Source organism: Desulfovibrio sp. SGI.169 (genome assembly GCF_050313595.1).
Classification (GTDB): domain Bacteria; phylum Desulfobacterota; class Desulfovibrionia; order Desulfovibrionales; family Desulfovibrionaceae; genus Desulfovibrio.
Map to the genome: position 1 here is coordinate 20,782 of NZ_JBNPLS010000017.1, position 23,488 is coordinate 44,269.

Consider the following 23,488-nt stretch of genomic DNA (forward strand, 5'->3'; position numbering starts at 1 on the left):
CTGGAGTATTGTGACCCTCCGAACGCGGGGAAATTTATTCTGGAGTGAAGGCTTCTATGATCCGTGTCCTTGTTGTGGATGATTCGACTTTCATGCGGCATGCCCTGGTTTCTCTTCTGGAACAGGATCCAGATATCAAAGTGGCCGGTACGGCGCGGGATGGACAGGATGCGCTGCAAAAAGCCGCGGAGCTGGATGCCGATGTCATGACTCTGGATGTGGAAATGCCGCGCCTTGACGGCCTGGCTGCCCTTCAGAAGCTCATGAAAACCTATCCCATGCCGGTGCTGATGGTCAGCTCACTCACGGAAGACGGCGCGGAAAGCACGCTCAAGGCCATGGAATATGGCGCGCTGGATTTCATCCTCAAGACCATGAGCAACGACCGCGACGCTTTCGGCGATGAACTGCGCCGCAAGGTCAAGGCCATTGCCCGTAAAAAAGCCATCATCAAACTGAAATACCGCCGCATCAATCATATCACGCCGCCCGCCCCTCCCGGCAATCAGCCGTCGCAGCCTGCGAACTATGTGCAAACACCGTGTCACGGCCCGCGCGATCTGGTCGTCATCGGCGTTTCCACCGGCGGCCCGCCGGTGGTGCAGAAGATCCTTTCCGCCTTGCCGGCGGACCTTCCGGCCTGCATTCTCATTGCCCAGCATATGCCGTCCACCTTTACCGGCCCTTTTGCCAAGCGTCTGGACAATGTGTGCAAGATTTCGGTTTCAGAGGCGGCCAATGGCGACAGGTTCAAGAACGGGCACGCCTATGTGTGCCCCGGCGGCAAGCATATCGGCGTGCGCATGCGCGGCCCCCTGCCTGAAGTGGCCGTGACCGAGGAACCGCGGGACGCGTTGTACAAGCCAACAGTCAATGTGCTCATGGAAACCGCGGGACGCTACATGGGGCGACGCACCCTGGGCGTCATGCTGACGGGCATGGGATCCGACGGTTGCGACGGAGCCCGTATTCTCAAAGAAAAAGGCGGTTGTCTCATAGCCCAGAATGAGGCTTCCTGCGTGGTTTACGGCATGCCCAAGGCCGTGGTGGACGCAAAACTCGCCAACCTGATTCTGGATGCAGATGACATAGCCCAGGCCATCATCACAACGGTTAAAGGCTGACACATAGTCCTACACCAGGGAAAAGCAGTATGAGTATGGAAAATTCGCAAGACAGCGCGGCGCAGATACTTGAAGCCCTTCAATCCGGCAATAGCGAAGCCATGCGTGACGCGGCTTTCAGCGCGGGCGACATGGGGCTGAAAGAGGCCATTCCCCTGCTCTGTGAATGCATCAAAAGCGAAAATATCGGCGTGCAGGAAGCTGCGGAATACGGCCTGCGTAAAATACGCGGCGCCGAGGCCATCACGGCGCTGCTGCCCTTGCTGGGCAGCGATGAAGCGCCGGTACGTAATGTCGCCATGGATATTCTGCGTGAAATCGGGGTGGACAGCATTGAAAGCATGCAGCCCTGCCTTCGCGGCGATGATTCGGATCTGCGCATTTTTATCACGGATATTCTGGGCTACTGCCGCAGCCACCAGTCCGCCCTGCTGCTGGCTGATGCCTTGCTCAAAGACCCCGAGGTCAACGTTCGCTATCAGGCGGCCGTCAGCCTGGGCAATCTTGCTTTTCCCGAATCCGTGAATGACCTCTGCCAGGCCATGCACGACGAGGAGTGGGTGCAGTTCGCTGTGGTGGAAGCCCTGGCCAAAATCAAAGACCCGTCGGCCATCAACGCTCTGGTGCAGCTGCTGCCGCAATCTTCCACGCTGGTCAGCTCGGCTATCATTGACGCATTGGGTGACCTGGGCGACATCAAGACAATTCCCCTGCTGTTCAACTCGCTGGAGAATGTCAGCGTGACGCTGCGTCACAAGATAGTCAAGGCTATCGTACAGATTTTGGGAGGCCGCTCAATTTCCCTTTTGGCCGGCAAATCGCAGGAACGCCTGTACTCCTATCTGCTGGACGCTCTTTCCGACAATGACGAGGAAATTCAGATAGCGGCCCTGCAAGGGCTCAGCGCCATCGGAAAGGAGGAGGCCAGCAGCGCCATCCTGTCTCTGGCCGCCGAACTGAACCCGGAGCGCGATGCCGGGCTGTATGAGGCCGCCATTCAGGCCATCGCCTCCATAGGCTACAACAATATTGTGCGTGACGCCCTGCGCAGCGAGGATGAAAACCTCGTCATGATTGCCATGGAAGCCTGCCAGCTTATGAACGACAACCGCTCGGTGGAAGAAATCAAAAATCTTTTCTGGCGGGTCAGCCCTGAGCTGCAGCGCGCCGCCGTGGCGGAAGTGGCCCAGCTGGGCAGTTGCGACGACATGCCTTTTTTTCTTTCCATTATTGACGAATCCGAAGACGCGGAAGTGCTCAAAAGCGCCCTGGTCTTTTTCGGCAATCAGCATACCTGCCCGGATGTGGAAGATGTGGTGTTCAGCCAACTCGACCACCGCTATGTGGATGTAAAGGAAATGGCGCTGGAAGCCTGCATCAACCTGCACAGCCCCAACCTGAATGAGCGATTCAAAAAGCGTTTCCACAGTGATAACGCCATGCAGCGCATGATGGCGGTATATGCGCTGGGCCGCTACAGCGTTTCCGAAAATCTTGCGGAAATCACGGAGGCCCTGGAGGACGCGGACCCCGCCATCCGCCGTGTGGCGGTGGAGGCTTTTCTGAATCTGGGCGGCGCGGCGGAGCGCTACCTTCCCCGCCTGCTGCCTCGTCTGTTTGATGAAGACAAAGATGTGCGTGTTGCCCTGGTGGATCTCCTGGGGCAGATCGGCACCTCGTCTGTTATGCCGCATTTGATCACCGCCCTCAGGGATGAAAACGAATGGGTGCGCATTCGCGCCATTGAAGCTCTGGGCGTGAATAAAAATGCCGAAGCCGTGCCCTCCCTGGCGCAAATGCTGGAACACGCGAGCCCCATGGTTGCGTTCAAAATCATTGAAGCGCTGGGCAGGATCGGCGGCAATGTCGCTTTCAGTATACTGCTGGGCATGATGGATCACGACGATCCTGAAATTCAGCATGCCGCCGCTGACGCCGTGGCCGCCATCCAGGCGGAACAGGAGTAACTATGGCGACCCCTCCCACTTTTTTCCCCAAAACACCCCAGTTCAAGAACGGCGAGGCGGATTCCAAATCGTCGTCCACCGACAAGCCCGCGCAACCCGCCGCCGCAAGCGTTGCGGAATGCCCCACCTCGCTCTACAAACCCCGGCAGCCTTCCGCCTTTTCCGGCGTCGGGCAAAGCCGGCCGGGTTCCGCCTTCGGTGCTCCCGCTCCGGCTGCCGATAGCGCAAGATCACCGTTCAGCAGAACCACAACGCCAAACGCGGCGACTGCCAAAACAGATGACGCGCGGCCGTTTTCGTCTTTCAGATCGGTCGTTCAGACGCCCTCCGGCGCGCAGAATGCGGCCATGCCGTCCCTGCGAAGCTTCACCAGGCCCGCCGGCGCGGCGGACGGAAGCGGCCCGTCAGCCTTCGGCACAACCGGCGCGCGTCCTTCCGCATTCAGCAGGCAACCCGCCAGCCAGCGCCCGCCCTTGCAGCCCGGCGCCGCCTTTCGCCCTCAGGCCCAGACCGCGCCTTCCTTTCGGACGGCATCTCCCTTCCGCAAGGATTTGCAGATTACTGACGAGGAATTTGTGCTGCTGCGTGATTTCATCTATCAGCAATGCGGCATATTTATTGCCGAAAATCGCAAATACCTTGTGGAAAACCGGCTTTCCAACCGTATTAAGGAATTAAACCTCAAAAGTTACAACGAATATTACAACTTTCTGCGTTTCGACGCCAACCGACGCACAGAGCTGAACAAGCTTTTTGAAGTGGTAACCACCAATGAAACCAGCTTCTTTCGCAATCCGCCGCAGTTGGAAGTATTTCAAAACTCCGTGCTGGCTGAAACGCTGGAGCGGTGCAGAAAATCCGGCCAGAAAAAGCTGAGAATATGGTCCGCCGGCTGTTCCACCGGCGAAGAGCCATATACGCTGGCCATCATTCTGCATGAGGTGCTCAAAAGCGATATCCGCACATGGGATATCAAGATTACGGCCAACGACCTCTCGGAAGCCGTGCTGGGCGCGGCGCGGCGCGGCGTGTACAATGAATACGCCTTGCGCACGACCCCCAAGGAGATTGTCTCTTCCTACTTCACCCAGGAAGGCAATCTCTACAAGGTGGACCCCGCGCTCAAGCGAATAATTTCCTTCGGCCAGATTAACCTGAGCGACAAGGAACAACTGCGCCGGGTCGAAAAATCGCAGATCGTTTTCTGCCGCAATGTGATTATCTACTTTGATGATGAAATGAAGCGAAAAGTCATCAATGCGTTTTATGATAATCTGGAACCAAACGGCGTGTTGCTCATTGGTCATTCTGAATCTCTGCACAACATCAGTCGTTCATTCCAGCTTGAGCATCACAAAGGCACCATCGTCTATCGCAAGCTGAGTTGACGCCATGACGTTATGTGCGCAAAAATTCTGGCTATAGCCAATCAAAAAGGAGGCGTGGGCAAAACCACCACTTCCTTGACATTAGGCAGCGCCCTGTCGCGGCGTGGTAAAAAGGTGCTGCTTCTGGATCTTGATCCGCATGCCTGCGCCACGCTGCATGCCAGGATTTATCCAGAAGAGCTGCGCGCCAGTCTGTACGACGTTTTTTTGGCGCAAGACGGCGTATGGCCGGGCATCTGGCCGGACATCATTCACCCTGCGGCCCTGCAGGGCATGGATATCGCCCCCGGCAGCATACGCCTTTCGGAACTGGAAGTGGACTTCCGGGAGCGCAGCGCCAAGGGCAGTATTCTGGCGCGTAGTTTAGAGACGTTGACGCCTCTGTATGATTTTGTGGTACTGGACTGTCCGCCGCATGTGGGTATTTTGCTGGTCAATGCGCTGGTGGCGGCTGATCTGCTGATCATTCCCATTCAGACTGATTTTTTGGCCTTGCACGGCCTGAAGCTGCTGTTTGACACGGTGCACACGTTGAACAAGGTATTGCCGAGCCCCATCCGTTACCGGGCAGTGCCCACTATGTATGACAAAAGGGCCAAGGCATGCACGCGGGTGCTGAATTTGATGCGCCACAAGATGGGGCATGCCATGTTTGCCACCATTATCGGCGTGGATACGCATTTTCGGGAAGCCAGCGCGCTGGGCTGCACCATTTATGATATTGACGTTCAATCCAGAGGCGCGCTTAGCTACGACTCCCTGGCCGAGGAAGTGCTCAGTTTATGGTAAAAACGCCGGAAGAATATTTTGCCGACCAGTGCTTTGAAACGCCAGATGCCCGCCGCGCGTCGGGGGGCGGGCTCAGTGAGGCGGAGCAGGCGTTTGTTCAGAAATATCTCGGCGCTGACGCCTTGGCGGGCTTGCCCGTGCTGGAACCGGATGCGGCCCTGTCGGTCGCTGAAACGGAGCATGAAGCGGAAGCCCGGATTTCGCTCAAAGACTGGCTACACGGCGAACCCCGCGTACAAATGGTTTCCTTTTTCGTGCGCGGGCAGGTATTTCTTTTGCCTGTGGCGGCGATTCAGGAAGTGCTGCGCTATGTTCCCACAGTCAGGCTGCCTTTGGCTCCGCCTTTTGTGGCGGGGGTCATCAATCTGCGCGGGCGGGTGACCCCTTTGCTCCATCTGGACGCCCTGCTCACCCAGGAGCAGAATTACCGGTATACGGCGCAAAGCTTCATTATTGTTCATGCTTCAGAACAAATGCAATTAGGTTTGATTATCGACAAAATCCAGAGCATGCACATTGTTGAACAAAATAGAATAACGTGGAACGCTGAAATCCAGCTGGGAGCCAGCGCCGATTTTTTATGCGGCATAGCCGATATTAATGATCGCGTATGCGGCATTCTTGATCCCGACATGATTGTTAAAAAAATGTTTGCGACCTGATATGACTGATTTGTAATAATAAAGCGCGCGCATAATCAGACTATCTCTTGCAAAAACGGCGCAGACTCACTAAGATATGGAAATAGGCCGGATTTGACAGCCACAAGATAACAGGCAGGAACAAAATTATGACTAAACACATCATGGTCGTCGATGATTCCAAGACCATTCGCAACCTTGTGGCCTTTGTGCTCAAATCCGAAGGCTTCAGGGTCAGCACCGCCGAAGATGGCCTGGACGCCATTGAAAAACTGTACAGTCTCGACCCGGTGGACCTGATCGTCTCCGACGTCAACATGCCGCGCATGGACGGTTTTACTTTTATCAAGACCATCCGCATGCAGGATGCCTACAAGGACATTCCCATCATTGTCCTCTCCACTGAAGGGCAGGAGCAGGACATCCAAACCGGCATGAGCCTGGGCGCCAACCTCTATATGGTCAAACCCGCCCAGCCGGAAAAAATGGTTCGAAATATAAAGATGCTTCTTGGCTAGCCGATAAAGAGAACAGTATGCGCCCCTGTGGGGCATTGCTGCTCTTTCAGCCAAACGAAGGTATGGGTTATGAGCCAGGAATTTTTTGATCCGGAACTTTTTGCGGATTTTATCGCTGAAGCCAAGGAACACCTTGAAACCATTGAGCCTAATCTGCTGGAACTTGAAAAAACTCCGGACAATCTGGCTTTACTCAACGATATCTTTCGCCCCATGCACTCCCTGAAGGGAGCTTCCGGCTTTTTGGGCCTGAACCGGATCAATCAGCTGGCGCACAAATCTGAAAATATTCTGGACGAGCTGCGCAAAGGCGCCATGGTGGTGACCTCGGAGATCATGGATGTGATCCTGGCCTCCACAGACGCCCTGCGCCAGATGATCGACAATCTTGAAGCCTCCAACGCCGAAGGCGACGTTGAAATTGAGCACATCATGGCGCAGATTGACGCCATCATGGCTGGTGAAAACGCGCCGGGCGCGCCGGAGCCTGAGCCCGCCGCCCCGACAGAAGAAGCCGCCTCATCTCAGGCAGCCCCGCCGGATCAGGCTGCGCAGGATGACACCGCCCCGGCGGCTGAAGCCGCGCCCCAGGACGGGGAAGAAAACTCGCAAGATATTGATATTGTCCAGCCCATGAGCACCAAAGAATGGGTTGCCTCCCTGCCCTGCGGCGAGCCGTACGCGCTCACGGCTTTTGGCGAAGGGCATCTCAAAGATTTTATTGATGAATCCTATGAGATTATCGCCAGCCTGAATGACGGCCTGCTGGAACTGGAAGAGAACCCCACCGGTCGGGAAGACCTGGTCAACGATCTTTTCCGTTTTTTCCATAATATGAAGGGCAACAGCGGGATCATCGGCTACAATGATCTGAACGCCCTGACTCACGAGGCCGAAACGCTGCTCAATAATGTGCGGCAGGGCAAAATTACGCCCAGTCACGAACTTATAGACCTGCTTTTGCTGGTCGTGGACGTGATGGAAGGTCTGGTGCAGAGAATTGATATCGCCAGCGGTCGGACCACGCCTTTTGATACGAGCCCGGTTATCAAGCAATTGCAGCAGGCTTTGGCCGGCGGCCCCATTTCCCTGCCCGAAGAACTTCTGGCAGCCCAGAACGGCGGTTCGCGGACCAGGAAGAGTGAACCGGCTGACGACACCGGACAAGCCGAGCCGGTATCCGCTGAAAGCGCGCCGGTAGAGGTGGTCAATCCCACCATCATTGCGGTGGGTTCTGAGGGCGATGACGCAGATGTGTTTCGGGTGACAGTGCGCCAGCAGATTGAAATCATTCGCGCCGCCCTGGCGACGCTGCAAAAAGACGGCAGTCACAAAGACTCCATTGACGCCGTGTACCGTTGCCTCATCGCCATCAAAAACGCCTGCAGCTTTATGGGGCAGGACGAAATCAAGGTCTATGCCGAGCGCACGGCGGGCATCGTGGATCAGGGGCGCAACAGCGGCATTGATTTCGGTTTGATGGTGGATTTGCTGAGTCAGGAAGTGGGCATCATTGATGATATGGTGCAAAAAGCCCTGAATGAAGGCAAGGTCGCCGACAGCGCCGAAAGCGAAACACCGCCTTCGCAGACGGAGGCCAAGCCTGTGCCCGCGAAAGAGCAATCGGCTCCCGCTGCTCCGGCGCCGGCCAAGGCTGAAGCGGCCAAGCCGCAGCCAGCTCCCGCGCCAGCGGCCCCAACCAGGCCGACGCCCGCCGCGCAGGCTTCCAAACCGGCTCCCGCGCCCACCCCGCCTGCGGCCGCGCCCAAAAAAGCCGCCGCTGCCCCCGCCGCCAAGCCGGCAGCCGCTCCGGCCAATGACGCGCACAAAAGTTCCTCCACCATCCGTGTGGATCATGAACGCCTGGATCACCTGATGAATCTCATCGGTGAACTGATTATCAACCGCAACCGCTATACCATGATTGCCCGCTCTCTTGAGGGCGGCGACAACGTCAATATTTCGGAAGTGGCTCAAAGTCTCTCCGAAACCACCTATGCCATGGCCCGCATTTCCGATGACTTGCAGGACACCATCATGAAAGTCCGCATGGTGCCCGTCTCTTCTGTCTTTTCGCGTTTCCCCCGTCTTGTTCGCGATCTGTCGCGCAAGAGCGGCAAGGAAGTTGATCTGATCATGGAAGGCGAGGAAACCGAACTGGACAAAAGCGTGGTGGAAGTCATCGGCGACCCTCTGGTGCATCTGATCCGTAACTCCGTGGATCACGGCATTGAACCGGAAGATGTGCGCATTGCCGCCGGCAAGCCGCCCAAGGGCAAAGTCACCCTGCGCGCCTTTCATAAAGGCAATTCCGTCGCCATTGAAATTGAGGACGACGGCAAGGGCATTGATCCTGAAAAAATGCGTGAAGTCGCCATTCGCAAGGGCATTATAACGCCGGAGGAAGCGGCGCAGCTGGACGACCGCGAGGCTATGGAGCTCATTTTTGCCCCCGGCTTTTCCTCCGCTGAAAAAATTACCGATATTTCTGGACGCGGCGTGGGCATGGATGTGGTGCGAACCAACATTAAAAACCTGAAAGGCAGCGTCAACACCTATTCAGAAGTGGGCAAGGGCACGCGCTTCACCTTGAGCCTGCCGCTGACCCTGGCCATCATTGATGCCCTGATGGTCAACGTGTCGGGCCAGATGTACGCCATCCCGCTGGATGCCGTGTCGGAAACAACCAAGATTGAAGCTGAGCGCCTCACCGACGTCAAAGGCCGCAAGGCTGTTACACTGCGCGGTGAGGTGCTGGGCATTGTGGAACTGTCTGAAATGCTCGGCCTCCCGCGCACGGATCCGTTGCCGGAAGTGCTGTCTGTCGTTGTCATTCACGATAACGAGCGCCGTCTGGGCCTGGTGGTGGATCAACTTCTTGAACGCCAGGAAATCGTCATCAAGCCTTTGGGCGCGTATCTGGGCGACCTCAAGGGCATTTCCGGGGCCACCATTATGGGCGACGGCTCAGTGATTCTGATTCTTGACCCGCATGAGATATACCTCATGTCCACATCCAAGGCTTCCATGGTGCCAGGCGTTGATCAAAGCAAACAGCCGGCAGCTGTCGCGGCAAAACAGTAGAAAAAAAGGGGGGCGCAAGCCCCCTTTTTCATCGTATGAAAAAACTTCCCGGTTTTTTTCACGCTTCCATCAAAATGGCGTTCCCCTAGCGCCAGCGCGCCAGAAAATCCGCCGCGCTTTTTCCGGCGTCCAGATGCGCAAGCAGGGCACTGCCGAAAACCACGGCATCCGGCCTGGCGTCAGCGGGCAGCTTCGCCAGTTGTGAAGGTTCGCTCAGGCCAAAGCCCAAAGCCAGCGGCAGGGAAAAAACCCCGCGCGCACGCTTTATGGTTTCCGCCACCTGCGGGGCCAGGCCGGATCGTTCACCCGTGATGCCCATAACCGAGACGACATACACATAGCCCTGCCCTTCGGCGGCATAGAGCGCCATGCGTTTTTCGCTGGTATTGGGCCCCACCAGAGGGATCAGCGCAATGCCGCACTTGTTCAGGGCGGAACGCATGGGGCCGGACTCTTCATGCGGCAAATCCGGCACAATCAGACCATGCACCCCGGCTTTTTCCGCGTCACGGGCCAGTTCTTGCAAACCATACTGCAAAAAGGGGTTGAAATAGCCCATCAGCACCACGCCCGCCCTGATCAGGCCCTTGCGCCGGGCCATTTCTTTCAGAATTCCGCGTAAGTTCACGCCGTCGCTCAAGGCCCGGCGCGAAGCCTCTTCCACCACCGGGCCATCGGCCACGGGGTCGGAAAAGGGCACGCCGATTTCAATAACGTCCGCGCCGTTCTCGTCCAGTTCCATCAGCGTGGGCCAGAAGCGCGCGCTGTCGGGAAAACCGGCCGTCAGAAAGGGAATCAGCGCCGGACGCCCGGCGGCCATTGTCTTGCGAATTTTTTCTTCAAGAAAATGCATGGTTACACCTCTTTTTCGGCAAGCGCCGCGCGAATAATATCCATATCCTTGTCGCCCCGGCCAGAGAGGTTGACCACCACATGACTGCCGGGCGCGAACTCCCGCGGATGATCCAGCACCCAGGCCAGCGCGTGCGACGACTCCAGAGCGGGCAGAATGCCTTCCGTCCGGCAGAGACGCATCAGGGCGGCGAGAGCGTTGGCGTCCCTGACCATGCCGTAGCGCACCCGGCCGCTCTTGTGCAGAAAGGCATGCTCCGGCCCCACGCCGGGATAATCCAGACCGGCTGAAATGGAGTGCGAAGGCTCAATCTGGCCGTCATCATTCTGCAAAAGCATACTGTAATTGCCGTGCAGCACGCCGGGAGCGCCCAGGTTCAGGGGAGCGGAATTGAAGCAGCCAGGCTCGCCGCTGCCCGCCGCCTCCACGCCAATAAGTCGCACCTGCGCATCCTTCAGAAAGGGGTGAAACATGCCTATGGCGTTGGAACCGCCCCCCACGCAGGCCACCACGGCATCCGGCAGCCTGCCGGTTTTTTCCAGCATCCGGGCGCGGGTTTCCCGACCTATGACGCTTTGCAGATTGCGCACCAGGGTGGGAAAGGGGTGCGGACCGGCGGCGGTTCCGAAACAGTAATGCGTGGTCCGCTGGCTGGCTGTCCAGGCCCGCAGCGCCTCGTTAATGGCGTCCTTGAGCGTGCGCGAACCGCTTTGCACGGCATGCACCTCAGCGCCCATCAGCTTCATTCGACGGACATTGGCGGACTGACGCTCCACATCCTCGCCGCCCATGTAAATAACGCAGCTCATGCCCAGGCGCGCGGCGGCCGCCGCCGTGGCCACGCCGTGCTGGCCAGCGCCGGTTTCAGCCACCAGAGACGTTTTGCCCATGTGCCTGGCCAGCAGGGCCTGGCCCAGAGTATTGTTGATCTTGTGCGCGCCGGTGTGCAGCAGGTCCTCGCGCTTGAGCCAGAGGTTGAACCCCAGCTCCTCCGAAAGCCTGGGGCAATGGGTCAGCGGCGTGGCCCGCCCGGCATAGTTGCACAACAGATCGTCCAGTTCCGCCTGAAATTCGGGCGTCGGCATGATTTCACGCATGGCCGCCTCAACTTCCAGCAGTGGCGGCATGAGCAGCTCGGGCACAAAGCAGCCCCCAAATTCACCGAAATAGCTATCTTTCATCTTGTCTCCCCATTGCCTTGGCTTGTGCGACGGCAGCCACGGCCGCCGCCATTTCACACGCATTTTTTTGTCCCGGCGCGTCCTCAATGCCGGAATTGAAATCCACACCGTCAGGCGCGCACTGCGACAAGGCCTGCCGCACATTGTCCGCAGTCAGCCCGCCGACCAGCAGCCAGGGGGCCGGCGCTTTGAACTCGCCCAGTTTCCGCCAGTCCAGACGCCTGCCGCTGCCGCCGCCTGCGACGCCCGCATCCAGCAGAAAGCAGGCGCAGGCGTCAGCATGTCTTTGCAGTTCGGCATGCAGCTGTGCCCGATGCGGATGGCGGTGCGGCCAGATTGCCCTAATTACCCGTTCCGCGCCCACGGCACGCGCACAGGCTACGCTCTGCCCGCCGTGCAGCTGGGCAAAATCCAGACGCGCCTCGCGCATGACGCGCAGGATTTCATCAGCCTCCTGCTCCACAAAAACGCCCACCCGCCGCATGGAGCCGCTTTTCAGGCGCGCCGCCTGTTCCGGAGCGATATGGCGCGGACTTCCGGAATGAAAAACGAAGCCGCAAAAATCCGCACCCAGGCGCGCGGCCTCGTCCACATCTTCCTGCCGGGTCAGCCCGCAGATTTTAATCAGCATGGTCATGCCCCCCCCACAGCCGGCTTGCCGCCCAGCAGCGCCGCCAAAGCCGCGCCGGGCCGGGCCTGCTCCATCAGGGCCGTGCCCACCAAGGCCGCCCCATAACCCGCCGACGCGGCCTGGACCAGATGCGCCGGCGCGCTGATGCCGCTGGCCGCCACCCATATTTCGCCATTCTCCGGCGGATGGGCCTCGGCCAGCGCCAGACAGGCCGCGCGGTTCACGGCAAGGGTCTGCAAGTCTCTGGCGTTGACCTGGATGACGCGCGCCCCGCTTTCGCGGGCCAGACGAAGATCAGCCGCGTTGAAAACCTCCACCACGGCGCTCATGCCAAAAGACTCGGCCTCTTCCCGCAGACGCCGCAGCACGGCAACATCAGGCGTGAGCCGCACAATCAGCAGCAGGGCCGATGCAGGGGTGGCCGCCGTGGCGCGCACCTGCAGCGAATCAAAAATGAAATCCTTGCGCAGCAGCGGCAAAGGCGCGGCTGGGTAAAGGCCAGGCGCGGCGGCCCGGCGCAGGTAATCCAGATTGCCGTGAAAATATGCCGCCTCCGTGAGAATGGACAGGGCGGCGGCCCCGGCCGCCGCATACTGGCTGACCACCTCTTCCGCCTCAAGGTCTGCGCGAATGACGCCGCGCGACGGCGAAGCCCGCTTGTATTCCGCAACCACAGCCAGAGGCGCGCGCCTCGCGGGCGCGCTCAGGGCCGCAGCAAAGTCAGGGCGGGGCGTCGCCAAAGGCGCGGGCAGGCTTCCCCGCTCCGCCGCCAGCCGCAGGGCCGCCACTTCAGCCCGCTTGGCCTGGTAAAAACGTTCAAGCGGCATGCAGCACCTTCCTGCCCAGACCGGCGCCGACCGCCTCGCGGGCGCGAGCCATACACAGGACCATATCCATGCGCTCTTCCAGCGGGTAAACGGCCAGCCCCACATTGAGCGTCACCATGTCAAGCATGGGACGCGAGCCGTTGCCTTTCAGCAATTCCTTGAGCACGGCCACAGCCTCATCCTTGCTGTGCACGCTCAGGTCATCGGGTGCGCAGGGTTGGATGCCAAAATCGGCCGGATCCAGAGGCAGGGCTTTGGCCGTGCCGTTATGCAGCAGGATGATTTGCGCCGGGCCTATGGGCGTCAGTTCGTCATAACCGCCCGCGCCGCAAACCACAGCGGCCCGATAGAGCGGCGACTGCAAAAGAGTTTCCGCCACCAGGGGAACCAGCTCTGGACGGGCCACGCCCATAAGCAGATGGCTGGGCCTGGCCGGGTTGATCATGGGCCCCAGGATATTGAAAAGCGTGCGCACGCCCAATTCTTTGCGCAACGGGCCGATGCTTTTGAATGCCGGATGAAAATGCGGCGCGAATAAAAAGGCGAAGTTGCGCCGCCGCACCATTTCGGCCACGGAAGCCGGGTTCTTGTCCAGGGCTATGCCCAGGGCCTCCAGAGCGTCGGCGCTGCCGCATTTGGAGGATACGGCCCGATTGCCGTGCTTGACCACCTTGTACCCCATGCCGGCCAGCACCAGAGAGGTGATCGTGGAGCAGTTGAAAGAATTGCGGCCGTCGCCGCCTGTGCCCACCACATCAATGCTGACGCCTGAAATGCCGTCAACGCGCACGGCGCGCGCCAGGGCCGCGCGGGTGGCGTGGGCCAGCTCCAGCGCGCTTTCCCCTTTCATGCGCAGCCCCATGAGAAAGCCGCCCGCCTGGGCGGGTGTCATCCTGCCGTCCATGAGCGAAGCGAAGCCGGCGGCGGCCATTTCCGCCGTGAGATCTTCCCCGCGGGCCAGGCGTTCCAGAATGGCGGTCAGGCTGGCGGATTCGTTATCCTTGCTCATGACGGCCCGCGGGAAATTGCCCAGCAGGCGCAGCCCCTCAGGCGTAAGCACCGATTCGGGATGAAACTGCACGCCCACCCAAGGCCGGTCATTGTAGCGCAGGGCCATGACCTCGCCTTCAGGGGCGCGGGCGGTCACAGTAAAACGGGGATTGGCCGCATCCTCGTCTGCTCGCACCACCAGGGAATGGTAGCGTCCCACCTTCATGGGATTGGGCAACCCACTGAACAGGCCCGTGCCGTCGTGCACGATTTCCGACTGCTTGCCGTGCATGATGCATGGCCCCACTTCCACCCCCGCCCCGGCGTGCAGCCCCAGAAGCTGATGCCCCAGACAGACGCCCAGCACGGGAATGCCCGGATCAAGACGATTCAGAAATTCCGGGCAGTAGCCGGCATGGGCGGGATGACCGGGGCCGGGCGAGATGCAGACCATGCTCAGCTCCGGATCGACCGCCGCATCCAGCACGGCGGGATCATCGTTGCGCAGAACGCGCGGCGTGTGCCCCAGAGCGTAAAATGCCTGCACCAGATTATAGGTAAAGGAGTCGTAATTATCTATGAGCAGAAACATATTCTTCGTCCTCCGCGCGCAAGACCAGGCGCATGATGGCTGATTTGTTGCACACTTCCTTCCACTCCTGTTCCGGGTCGGAATCATGCACAATGCCGCCGCCCGCTTGCCAGAAAAGCCGACCGTCGCGCACCCACATGCTGCGGATGGTGATGCCCGTATCCAGATTGACGCCGCTCCGATCCAGCCCCAGCCAGCCGATGCAGCCCGCGTAAGGGCCGCGCGCGCGGCCTTCCAGCTCACGAATGATCTCCATAGCCCGCACCTTGGGCGCGCCGGAAACAGTGCCCGCCGGGAAGGCGGCGGCCAGCACGTCCAGAGCGTCCATGCCGTCGGCCAGACGCGCCGTGACCCTGCTGGTCAGGTGCATGACGTGGGAATAGCGCTCCACCTCCATGTAACGCTCCAGATTGACGCTGCCAGGCCGGGCCACGCGGCCCAGATCGTTGCGGCCGAGATCCACCAGCATAACATGCTCGGCCCGCTCCTTGGGGTCGTCGCGCAACTCGGCGGCCAGTCGGGCGTCCTCCAGATCGTCCCTGCCCCGCCGCCGCGTGCCCGCGATGGGCGAAAGCTGCAAGCGCCCCTCCTCACAGCGAACCATGACCTCCGGCGAGGAGCCGAACAGGGTCATACCCGGAAAGCGCATGTAAAACATGTAAGGCGATGCGTTGAAACGGCGCATGCGCCGGTAAAGCTCAAAGGGATTGCCCGCAAAGGGCGTGGAGAAACGCACCGAAGGCACCACCTGAATGGCCTCGCCCTGGCGCAGCATCTCCCTGATGCGCTCCACATGGGCCTTGTAGCCGGCTTCGTCGGGTTCAGCGACGACATTTCCCTCATCAAGGGCGACGGCGCCGTCCTTGATGAGGGCGGAAGCCGCCGCATGGGCGCCGCGCAGGGCGCGGTGCTCGCCCAGGCTGATCTGGCAGAGACGGTTGTAAAGATGGTCAAAAACCAGCGCCGTGCCGGGCAGGGCAAGCAGGCAGTCCGCCTCGTCGGGCGGCATGAGCGCGGCCAGCTTGGCGTTAAACAAACCGGCCATGCCAAAGCCCAGATAACCGTACAGGGCGCGGGTGATGGGCGGCAGGTCGGGAATGTTTTCCGGCGGCGCGATTTCCAGACGCGCCATGACCTCGCGCAGCCCTTCCACAAAAGGGCGCCCTTCCAGCTCAGCCAGCGGCGCGAAACGCTGATCTTCCACCCGCAGGGCCAGCCTGCCGTCGCGGCAGAAAATAAACAGAGCCATGTCGCAGGCTAGAATGCTGTAACGGCCCCAGCGACCGTCCACCTCGGCGCTTTCAAGCAAAATGCCGTTGCCCGCGCCCACCATGCCCATAAACAGGCTGATGGGCGTATCCATGTCCGCCGGGAGCCAGCGGGCGGATTGCCGCACTGTCAGCGGCGCTGACGCAGTACCATTGTTTTTCATCTTCGCTGTCCTCGTGTGTGATGGAAACAAAAAAGCGCCGTCTCGCGGGGAGACGGCGCTTGACAATAGCTGACCGGAACGAACGGAACCCTGTTTATGCCCGCACGTCTCCCCCCCGCATGTTGATGCGCCACCAGCCCTTGAAGCTGTCAGCAAAGAAGGTGATCGGGAAAGCGTGCATGGCAAATCCTTATTCAGTCTGGTACGCGAAAAGAGTTTAGGTAATGCTCAAAACCTTGTCAATTATTTTCCAAAAAGAATTTCCTGATAGTTGGGCAAGGCCCACAAATCGTCGGCCACACGTGTTTCCAGCAGGTCGGCGTAGTGGCGCGCCTCAACCATCAGGGGCAGCACCTCTTCACAGTAGCGCCGGGCGGCGTCCAGACCTTCGCCCAGTTGCCCCACATCGGCCAGCGTGTCTTCCAGACGGGCCGTGGCTGTTTGCAGGCCGCGCAGATGCGCCGTTACCTCGTCCAGAGTCATGGTTTTATAATCCTTGCCAATGGACTGCATATGGGCGGCGGCGGCGGCCAGTTCACCCTGATAGCGCATGCCCGCCGGGAAAATAATGGTGCGGGCCATGCGGATGACCAGATTGGCCTCGGTGCGCACTGTCTTGCAGTACTGTTCCAGATAAATGTCCTGCCGCGCCTTGAGTTCGGCCCGGTTGAGAACGCCCTGGCTTTCATACAGCGCGATGACTTCGGGCCGGGTGAACTCCGGCAGAGCCTCGGGCGTATTGCGCAGATCCGGCAGGCCGCGCCGTCTGGCCTCATTGTGCCAGACCTCCGAATAGCCGTCGCCGTTGAAAATCACGGCGCTGTGCTCTTCAATGACATGGCTGATGAAGGATTCCACAGCGGCGTTAAAGTCTTTGCCCTCCCCGAGTTCCCGTTCCAGCCAGTCGGCGGCGAAGCCCAGGGAGTCGGCCATCATGGCGTTGAGCGCCGTGATGGATCCGGCGGCGGACTGGCTGGAGCCCACGGCGCGAAATTCAAAGCGGTTGCCGGTAAAGGCCACGGGGCTGGTACGGTTGCGGTCGCCCGGGTCTGTGGGCAGGGGCGGCAGGGTATCCACCCCCACATTCAGGGCGCGACCGCCTTTGCCGCTGGCGGCGTCCTCCGCGCGCCCGGCCCGGAATGCCTCGAAAACCTCGGTAAGCTGATCCCCCAGAAAAATGGACATGATGGCCGGCGGGGCCTCATGCGCGCCCAGCCGATGGTCATTGCTGGCGCTGGCCACAGTGGCCCGCAGCAGGCCGCCGAATTTGTGCACCGCCCGAATCATGGCCGCGCAGAACACCAGAAACTTGGCATTGGCATGCGGCGTCTCGCCGGGGTCAAACAATGTGCCCAGTTCGGCGTTGCCGATGGAATAGTTGACATGCTTGCCCGAACCGTTGATGCCGCTGAAGGGCTTTTCATGCAGCAGGCACTTCAGGCCGTAGCGCTTGGCCACATTGCGCAGGGTGGACATGATGATGTGGTTATGGTCCACGGCCAGATTGCTGGCCTCGTAGAGCGGCGCGATCTCGTACTGGCTGGGGGCCGCCTCATTGTGGCGGGTGCGCACGGGCACGCCCAGCTTGTAAAGTTCGCGCTCCACTTCCATCATGCAGGAAAGCACGCGCTGCGGGATAACCCCGAAGTACTGATCGCTGAACTCCTGCCCCTTGGCCGGACGCGCCCCGAACAGCGAACGTCCGGCAATTTGCAGATCGGGCCTGGCAAAATTGAAATTGTGGTCAATGAGAAAATATTCCTGCTCCAGACCGGCATAAGAAATCACCGGCAGTTCCGTATGAATATTGAACAGGGCCAGCACCCGCTGCGCCTCGCGGTTCAGGGCCTGGCCGGAGCGCAGCAACGGCGTTTTCTTGTCCAGCGCGACGCCTGTCCACGACAGGAACATGGTGGGAATGCACAAAAAAGTGCCATTGGGATTTTCCATGATATAGGCCGGGCTGGTCACGTCCCAGGCCGTATAACCGCGCGCCTCGAAGGTGGAGCGCAGCCCCCCGGAGGGGAAGGAGGACGCGTCGGGCTCGCCCCGAATCAGCATGGAGCCGGAAAATTCGGCAATGACGCCGCCCGCGCCGTCAGGCATCAGAAAGCTGTCGTGCTTTTCGGCCGTCTGGCCGGTGAGGGGATAAAACACATGGGTGAAATGGGTGGCCCCCTTTTCAATGGCCCAGTCCTTCATCACCGCGGCCACGGTATCGGCTATGGAAGGGTCCATGCGTTCGCCGAAGGCAATGGTCTTGTGCAGCGATTTGTAAACAGCCTTGGGCAGGCGCTCACGCATGATCCGGTCATTGAAAACATTGCAGCCGAAAATATCCGTGGGCCTGGTGTCCGCAAAATTGAGCGGAGCCACGTCGGGCTTGTAGGTGGTGATGGCCTGGATGGCGCTGTGACGGGCGGTATTACTGCTCATGCATGCTCCTTCAATACGCGCGGTATCGCCCGGCTTCGCGCGGGCAAGCCCGTGCCAGGGCAAAAAGGCTATTTTACTTCAAGAATTTCGATTTCAAAAGTCAGTTCCTTGCCGGCCAGCGGATGATTGGCGTCCAGCGTGACTTCATCCGCGCCCACCTCGGTGATGGTCACATCCATCTGGCCTTGCTCGTTGGAAAGCTGCAGGGGCACGCCCACTTCCAGCGGAATATGCGAAGGCACCTGGGCGCGCGCCACAGTGAATACCAGCTCCGGGTCGGCATCGCCATAGGCCTGATCCGGGGGAATGGTCACAGTGACGGTTTCACCGGCCTCATGCCCTTCCACCGCCGCTTCAAAACCAGGAATCAGCATCCCCTTGCCCAGCGTGAACTCCAGTGGGTCGCGCTCTCTGGAAGAATCAAAAACCGTGCCGTCAGCCAGCGTTCCGGTGTAGTGCGCCCGTATCGTATCGCCTTTTTTAATGGGCATGAAAAACTCCGTTAACACCCGCCCGGCGGGCGTTTTTGGTTGCATTGCGATTGCGGCTTGGCCCCTCCGGCGTCAGATCGGGGGGGGGGGGGAAGAAAGTCTGCCACATAAAAGAGGAGCAAAACACGGCACGGGTTTGATGTCAATGCGTCGCTGGCCGATTCTGCGCTTGCGCGGGCATGCGCGCGAAGATATATCCCCTCCCGTTTTTCCGTCTCTGCGCCACAGACGCATTCAGCGCGCGCGGGGCTGTCGGCAAGCGCTGCCGGTCATTATGCGCAGAGAGGACGGACGCGGCTTTCCCCCGTGTGCGCACCCTGGCTGAATATAGTCATCTGTATAAATTTTATACTAATCCAAAGCATATATGCCTAAAAAACATACATCACTTTTCGGGGTTACACTTAAAATAACTTTAAATTTTAGTATATTATCAATACAATTCGAGTTTGGCACGAGCCTTGCTATATAAGAGGGCAAGAGCGCCCGGAATAACGGACGACAAAAATATCCGCCGACAGGTGGTCAACATATACGGAAAAGGACAAATTTCCGCGCCGCTCCAGCCCCCCATCAGGGGCGGCGCGGCCCCCCTCCAAAAACCTCCTCCCTTGACAGACCCTCTGGCCATCATGGCATCCCTCTCTCCTGCGACCGCCGGAATCAACCGGCGGTCGCCCCTTGCTTGGGCGCGGGCCGGCTTGACAGCTCCGGCTTTGCCAAGGATAATTAAAAACTGTTCCCTGACCAGGGAACACAGTGCCCAGCCAACGGGCCGCCGCCCGTCATCATGGCGATTCCGCAACCATTGGCTTTTACGCGGCAAAGACCGCGGCAATTCCATGCAGAGGTGCATATGCCCGATATCCGTTCCGCTTATACCGACAGTCTCAATTTTTATGGCAATCACAGCCCTCGTGAACTGGCCGAAACCTACGGCACACCGCTCTATGTGTATAATGAAAATATTCTGCGCCGGCGTTGCCGCGACCTGATGGCCCTTTCCAGCCAGCCGGGCTTCGGGGTCAATTATTCTGTGAAAGCCAACGCCAGCCCCGTATTGCTGAAAATCATCCGCGAGGAAGGTCTGGTGGTGGACGCCATGAGCCCCGGCGAACTGTTCATGGACAGCCTTGCGGGGTTCACGCCGCATGAAATCCTGTATATTTCCAACAACAATTCCGAGACGGAGCTGCAAAACGCGCTGGAGCACGGCCTGCTGATCAGCGTTGATTCCCTTTCCCAGCTGGATACGCTGGGCCGCCTCAATCACGGCGGGAAGGTCATGGTGCGCTTCAATCCCGGCATCGGGGCCGGCCATCACGCCAAGGTGGTCACGGCGGGCAAGGAAACCAAGTTCGGCGTCACGCCGGACAAGATGAGCGACGTATTTTCCCTGCTGAGCAGGCACGAGCTGACGCTGGCCGGCATCAACCAGCATATCGGCTCGCTGTTCATGGAGCCGGACGGCTATCTTGACGCCGCGCAAATACTGCTTGAACTGGCCGAAACCCTGCCCGCCGGAGCGCTGGACACGCTGGAAATCATCGACTTCGGCGGCGGCTTCGGCATTCCCTACCGCAAATATGAAGGGGAAGCCCGTCTGAATATGGACGATCTGGGTCGCCGCCTGCATGCCATGATCAGCGCCTGGGCCGCTAAAAACGCCTACAAGGGACGCTTTCTGGTGGAGCCGGGCCGCTATGTGGCCGCCGAATGCGGTGTGCTGCTGGGGCGGGTTCATGCCGTGAAAAACAACGGCGACAAGCGTTATGTGGGCACAAACCTGGGCTTCAATGTGCTGGTGCGCCCGGCCATGTATGACTCTTTCCACGATGTGGAAATCTACCGTGGTCAAAGCGGCGCGGGAGAAGAGGCTCCCATGCTCCAGACCATTGTGGGCAACATCTGCGAAAGCGGCGACATTCTCGCCAAAAATCGCCTGCTGCCGCGCATGCGCGAGGGAGATGTGCTGGGCATACTTGACGCCGGCGCATACGGCTTTACCATGTCCTCCAATTACAATCAGCGCCGCCGCCCCGCTGAAGTGCTGATTCAGAGCGACGGCACGGCCCGCCTGATTCGTCGCCGCGAAACTCTGGAAGATATGGCCCGCTGCTTTGACGACTTGCTGTAGCCCGCAACTCGCCATGCGGCGCACGGGCGGTTTGCATGCCCACGCCTGACCTGAGCGATTCTCCGCGCGCGATCTGGCGACTGATCTGGCCCCAGATGCTCATGATGTACCTTGTGTTCTTCATGGGCTTCATCACGGTCTGGGTCGCGGGGCAGATCAGCGCCGAAGTGCAGGCCGCCCTGGGCATGGTGACCCAGTGCTCCATTTTTCTGATGGTGGTGATCATGGCCGTGTCCAGCGGGGCCACGGCCGCGGTCAGCCAGTCTCTGGGCGCGCTCAGGATGCGCCGCGCGCAACGCTACATCGGCGCCGCCGTGCTGGGCAGCCTTGGTCTGGGGCTGCTGGTGGCCGCGGGCGGCTGGCTTTTCGGCGACGGCATCCTGCGTCTGCTCATGATTCCGGAAAGCATTTTGCCCATCGCCCGCGAACTCTGGCTGGTCACTCTGCTGGCCCTGCCAGCCCAGTACGTCTACTCCGCCACCGGGGTCATGTTTCGCGCCACGCGTCAGGTGCTGCCGCCGCTCTGGGTTGCCGCCCTGGTCTGCGGAGCCAACCTGCTGGCCTGTCTGGGCTTTGGCCTGGGCTGGTTCGGGCTGCCCGCCTTCGGCTATATGGGCCTGATCTGGGCCAATCTGGGCGCGCAGTGTCTGGGCGCTGTCTGCAACTGTCTGCTGCTGGCCCGTTCCGGCTATCTGCAACGCCGTTCGCTGCCCAGCCCCCGCTGGCTCAAAGCGGGTCTGCCCTATCTGCTGAAAGTGGCCCTGCCGGCGGGCGCGGCACAGATCGTCTGGCAATCCGGCTATCTTACCCTGTTTGTGCTGGTGGCCTCGCTGCCTCTGGACAGCGTCAACGCTCTGGCCGGACTCACCGCCGGGCTCAGGGTGGAGGCGCTGCTCTTTCTGCCGGGCATGGCCTTCAATATGACCGTGGCCGTGCTGGTGGGCAACAGCCTTGGCGCCGGCAAACCGCAGGAAGCCAAACGCGTGGCCCTGAACATGGTGGGGCTGGCCGCCCTGGCCCTGAGCCTGGTGGCGGCCCTGCTCTGGCCGTTTCGCCAGGAAATCGCCATGCTGCTCTCTCAGGAGCCGGGCACCCAGGCCCAGATCGTCAGCTATCTGACCTATAATCTGCTTTCCACGCCTTTTTCCATCGCCAGTACGGTCATGGGGGGCATCATGGTGGGAGCCGGGGCCACGCAATACAATCTGATGGTTTACGGCGGCACATTCTGGCTGGTGCGCCTGCCCCTGGGCTGGCTGCTTGGGCATGTCCTCTGGGGCACAGCTTCGGGCGTTTTCGCGGCCATGCTCTTCTCACAATGTCTGCAAACCTGCATCATGCTCCATGTGGTGCGTTACCGGGACTGGGCCCGTTTTGCCATGAAGAGCCGGGCGCGGCATCACGCGGAGCGCAAGCCCGCCTGACGGGCGGGGCGGCCCGGCCGGCGCTTGCGCGCCACTGCCCCGAAAAGGAGAAAAAACATTATGAACAAAGATTTTACGCCGGTAAGCCTGGACGGCAGCCGCGATTTTTATGATCTCTGGCAGCGCACGCCGCGCCGCTCCCTGGACTATACTTTGCCCAACCTCTGGGGCTGGCAGAAATATTACGGTCTGGAGTGGCGCTTTGACGACAACCTCTGCTGGATTCGCCAGACCCTCCCCCGCACGGTTTGCTGGGCGCCGGTGGGCGACTGGAATGCCGTGGACTGGGGCCGCGTGCTCTCCAACGCCTTCAGCGACGCCACGCACGACTTTGTGCGCGTACCCGATGAATTGCTGCATATCTGGCAGCAGGCCCTGCCCGGCCTTGTGGATGCCGAGGAAGACCGCGGCCAGTGGGAATATCTCTACACCCAGGCGGACCTGGCCAAACTGCCCGGCAATCGCTTTCACAAAAAAAAGAATCATTGCAACAGTTATGTTAAAGCCTACGGCGAACCGGACTACCGCTCTCTGGACGACATCATGGTGGAGGATGTGCTGGCTGTGCAGGACGACTGGTGCCAATGGCATGAGTGCGAGGATTCTCCCTCATTGCGGGCGGAAAACGAGGCCATCAACCGGGTGCTTTCGCACTGGGACAGATTCAGCGGACTTGACGGCGGTTCGCTCTATGTGGACGGGCAGATGGTGGCTTTCAGCGTCGGAGAAAAGCTGGACGATCTGAGCCTGGGCGTGCACTACGAAAAAGGCCTCAACGGTTTTCGCGGCGTGTACCAGACCATCAACCGCGAGTTCGCGCGCCATGCCGGCGAGGGCTTCATGTATATCAACCGCGCGCAGGATCTGGACGAGGAAGGTCTGCGTCAGGCCAAAATGACGTACCTGCCCGCGGACTTTCTGCGCAAATGCAAGGTGCGCGTGCGCAAGGGCCGACAAGGCTGAGGATGCTCCTCGGCATGCGA

General features: G+C 59.9%; 18 protein-coding genes. 10 read left to right on the forward strand and 8 right to left on the reverse strand.

Going from position 1 to position 23,488, the window contains the following annotated elements; translation table 11 throughout:
• Positions 1-56 precede the first annotated feature (56 nt).
• The 7 genes from ACQRA4_RS09530 (at position 57) to ACQRA4_RS09560 (ending at position 9,511) form a co-directional block, all read left to right on the forward strand.
• Entirely contained in the window at positions 57-1,124 is a 1,068-nt protein-coding gene (locus ACQRA4_RS09530; RefSeq protein ID WP_427822843.1) for a protein-glutamate methylesterase/protein-glutamine glutaminase, read from the forward strand.
• A 29-nt stretch (positions 1,125-1,153) separates the two neighbouring features.
• On the forward strand, positions 1,154-3,091 hold the full coding sequence (locus ACQRA4_RS09535) for a HEAT repeat domain-containing protein (protein WP_427822844.1): 1,938 nt from the start codon (positions 1,154-1,156) through the stop codon (positions 3,089-3,091).
• Positions 3,092-3,438: 347 nt separating this feature from the next.
• Positions 3,439-4,479, forward strand: a complete 1,041-nt coding sequence (locus ACQRA4_RS09540; protein WP_427822845.1) for a CheR family methyltransferase — start codon at positions 3,439-3,441, stop codon at positions 4,477-4,479.
• A gap of 12 nt (positions 4,480-4,491) precedes the next feature.
• Entirely contained in the window at positions 4,492-5,268 is a 777-nt protein-coding gene (locus tag ACQRA4_RS09545) for a ParA family protein (RefSeq protein ID WP_427822846.1), read from the forward strand.
• Between the two features lie 137 nt (positions 5,269-5,405).
• On the forward strand, positions 5,406-5,930 hold the full coding sequence (locus tag ACQRA4_RS09550; protein WP_427822847.1) for a chemotaxis protein CheW: 525 nt from the start codon (positions 5,406-5,408) through the stop codon (positions 5,928-5,930).
• 128 nt (positions 5,931-6,058) lie between these two features.
• Positions 6,059-6,427, forward strand: a complete 369-nt coding sequence (locus ACQRA4_RS09555; RefSeq protein WP_427822848.1) for a response regulator — start codon at positions 6,059-6,061, stop codon at positions 6,425-6,427.
• A 69-nt stretch (positions 6,428-6,496) separates the two neighbouring features.
• On the forward strand, positions 6,497-9,511 hold the full coding sequence (locus ACQRA4_RS09560) for an Hpt domain-containing protein (protein ID WP_427822849.1): 3,015 nt from the start codon (positions 6,497-6,499) through the stop codon (positions 9,509-9,511).
• 85 nt (positions 9,512-9,596) lie between these two features.
• On the opposite strand, the gene trpA is transcribed toward ACQRA4_RS09560, so the two are convergent.
• From trpA to ACQRA4_RS09600, 8 genes are all read right to left on the reverse strand, one after another.
• Complete coding sequence (gene trpA / locus ACQRA4_RS09565; protein WP_427822850.1) at positions 9,597-10,364, reverse strand: tryptophan synthase subunit alpha; 768 nt, start codon at positions 10,362-10,364, stop codon at positions 9,597-9,599.
• Positions 10,365-10,366: 2 nt separating this feature from the next.
• Positions 10,367-11,545: a tryptophan synthase subunit beta gene (trpB, locus tag ACQRA4_RS09570; protein WP_427822851.1), complete on the reverse strand. Its 1,179-nt coding sequence runs from the start codon at positions 11,543-11,545 to the stop codon at positions 10,367-10,369.
• Positions 11,535-12,176 carry a phosphoribosylanthranilate isomerase gene (locus ACQRA4_RS09575; protein WP_427822870.1) on the reverse strand — a complete coding sequence of 214 codons (642 nt, stop codon included), beginning with the start codon at positions 12,174-12,176 and terminating at the stop codon, positions 11,535-11,537. The genes trpB and ACQRA4_RS09575 overlap by 11 nt, the downstream gene beginning before the upstream one ends.
• Positions 12,177-12,178: 2 nt before the next feature.
• Positions 12,179-13,003: an indole-3-glycerol phosphate synthase TrpC gene (locus ACQRA4_RS09580; RefSeq protein ID WP_427822852.1), complete on the reverse strand. Its 825-nt coding sequence runs from the start codon at positions 13,001-13,003 to the stop codon at positions 12,179-12,181.
• Positions 12,993-14,585, reverse strand: a complete 1,593-nt coding sequence (gene trpD, locus ACQRA4_RS09585) for an anthranilate phosphoribosyltransferase (protein ID WP_427822853.1) — start codon at positions 14,583-14,585, stop codon at positions 12,993-12,995. The genes ACQRA4_RS09580 and trpD overlap by 11 nt, the downstream gene beginning before the upstream one ends.
• The gene (locus ACQRA4_RS09590) at positions 14,566-16,017 is read right to left on the reverse strand and encodes an anthranilate synthase component I family protein (protein ID WP_427822854.1); all 1,452 of its coding nucleotides are present in this window, start codon (positions 16,015-16,017) and stop codon (positions 14,566-14,568) included. The genes trpD and ACQRA4_RS09590 overlap by 20 nt, the downstream gene beginning before the upstream one ends.
• A 243-nt stretch (positions 16,018-16,260) precedes the next feature.
• Positions 16,261-18,453: a glutamine synthetase III gene (locus tag ACQRA4_RS09595; RefSeq protein ID WP_427822855.1), complete on the reverse strand. Its 2,193-nt coding sequence runs from the start codon at positions 18,451-18,453 to the stop codon at positions 16,261-16,263.
• A 68-nt stretch (positions 18,454-18,521) separates the two neighbouring features.
• Entirely contained in the window at positions 18,522-18,944 is a 423-nt protein-coding gene (locus ACQRA4_RS09600) for an FKBP-type peptidyl-prolyl cis-trans isomerase (RefSeq protein WP_427822856.1), read from the reverse strand.
• 856 nt (positions 18,945-19,800) lie between these two features.
• Here ACQRA4_RS09600 and lysA point away from each other — a divergent pair.
• The 3 genes from lysA to ACQRA4_RS09615 are packed head-to-tail and all read left to right on the forward strand — an operon-like array spanning position 19,801 to position 23,468.
• On the forward strand, positions 19,801-21,081 hold the full coding sequence (lysA, locus tag ACQRA4_RS09605) for a diaminopimelate decarboxylase (protein ID WP_427822857.1): 1,281 nt from the start codon (positions 19,801-19,803) through the stop codon (positions 21,079-21,081).
• 35 nt (positions 21,082-21,116) lie between these two features.
• Entirely contained in the window at positions 21,117-22,505 is a 1,389-nt protein-coding gene (locus ACQRA4_RS09610; RefSeq protein WP_427822858.1) for an MATE family efflux transporter, read from the forward strand.
• A gap of 60 nt (positions 22,506-22,565) precedes the next feature.
• Positions 22,566-23,468, forward strand: coding sequence for a DUF2156 domain-containing protein (locus tag ACQRA4_RS09615; RefSeq protein ID WP_427822859.1), 903 nt, complete (start codon positions 22,566-22,568; stop codon positions 23,466-23,468).
• Positions 23,469-23,488: the final 20 nt, after the last annotated feature.

Coding starts and splice junctions, on each gene's coding strand:
- ACQRA4_RS09530 (WP_427822843.1), top strand. CDS start 57: ATGATCCGTGTCCTTGTTGTGGATGATTCGACTTTCATGCGGCATGCC.
- ACQRA4_RS09535 (WP_427822844.1), top strand. CDS start 1,154: ATGAGTATGGAAAATTCGCAAGACAGCGCGGCGCAGATACTTGAAGCC.
- ACQRA4_RS09540 (WP_427822845.1), top strand. CDS start 3,439: ATGCCGTCCCTGCGAAGCTTCACCAGGCCCGCCGGCGCGGCGGACGGA.
- ACQRA4_RS09545 (WP_427822846.1), top strand. CDS start 4,492: ATGTGCGCAAAAATTCTGGCTATAGCCAATCAAAAAGGAGGCGTGGGC.
- ACQRA4_RS09555 (WP_427822848.1), top strand. CDS start 6,059: ATGACTAAACACATCATGGTCGTCGATGATTCCAAGACCATTCGCAAC.
- ACQRA4_RS09560 (WP_427822849.1), top strand. CDS start 6,497: ATGAGCCAGGAATTTTTTGATCCGGAACTTTTTGCGGATTTTATCGCT.
- trpA (WP_427822850.1), bottom strand. CDS start 10,364: ATGCATTTTCTTGAAGAAAAAATTCGCAAGACAATGGCCGCCGGGCGT.
- trpB (WP_427822851.1), bottom strand. CDS start 11,545: ATGAAAGATAGCTATTTCGGTGAATTTGGGGGCTGCTTTGTGCCCGAG.
- ACQRA4_RS09575 (WP_427822870.1), bottom strand. CDS start 12,176: ATGCTGATTAAAATCTGCGGGCTGACCCGGCAGGAAGATGTGGACGAG.
- ACQRA4_RS09580 (WP_427822852.1), bottom strand. CDS start 13,003: ATGCCGCTTGAACGTTTTTACCAGGCCAAGCGGGCTGAAGTGGCGGCC.
- trpD (WP_427822853.1), bottom strand. CDS start 14,585: ATGTTTCTGCTCATAGATAATTACGACTCCTTTACCTATAATCTGGTG.
- ACQRA4_RS09590 (WP_427822854.1), bottom strand. CDS start 16,017: ATGAAAAACAATGGTACTGCGTCAGCGCCGCTGACAGTGCGGCAATCC.
- ACQRA4_RS09595 (WP_427822855.1), bottom strand. CDS start 18,453: ATGAGCAGTAATACCGCCCGTCACAGCGCCATCCAGGCCATCACCACC.
- ACQRA4_RS09600 (WP_427822856.1), bottom strand. CDS start 18,944: ATGCCCATTAAAAAAGGCGATACGATACGGGCGCACTACACCGGAACG.
- lysA (WP_427822857.1), top strand. CDS start 19,801: ATGCCCGATATCCGTTCCGCTTATACCGACAGTCTCAATTTTTATGGC.
- ACQRA4_RS09610 (WP_427822858.1), top strand. CDS start 21,117: ATGCCCACGCCTGACCTGAGCGATTCTCCGCGCGCGATCTGGCGACTG.
- ACQRA4_RS09615 (WP_427822859.1), top strand. CDS start 22,566: ATGAACAAAGATTTTACGCCGGTAAGCCTGGACGGCAGCCGCGATTTT.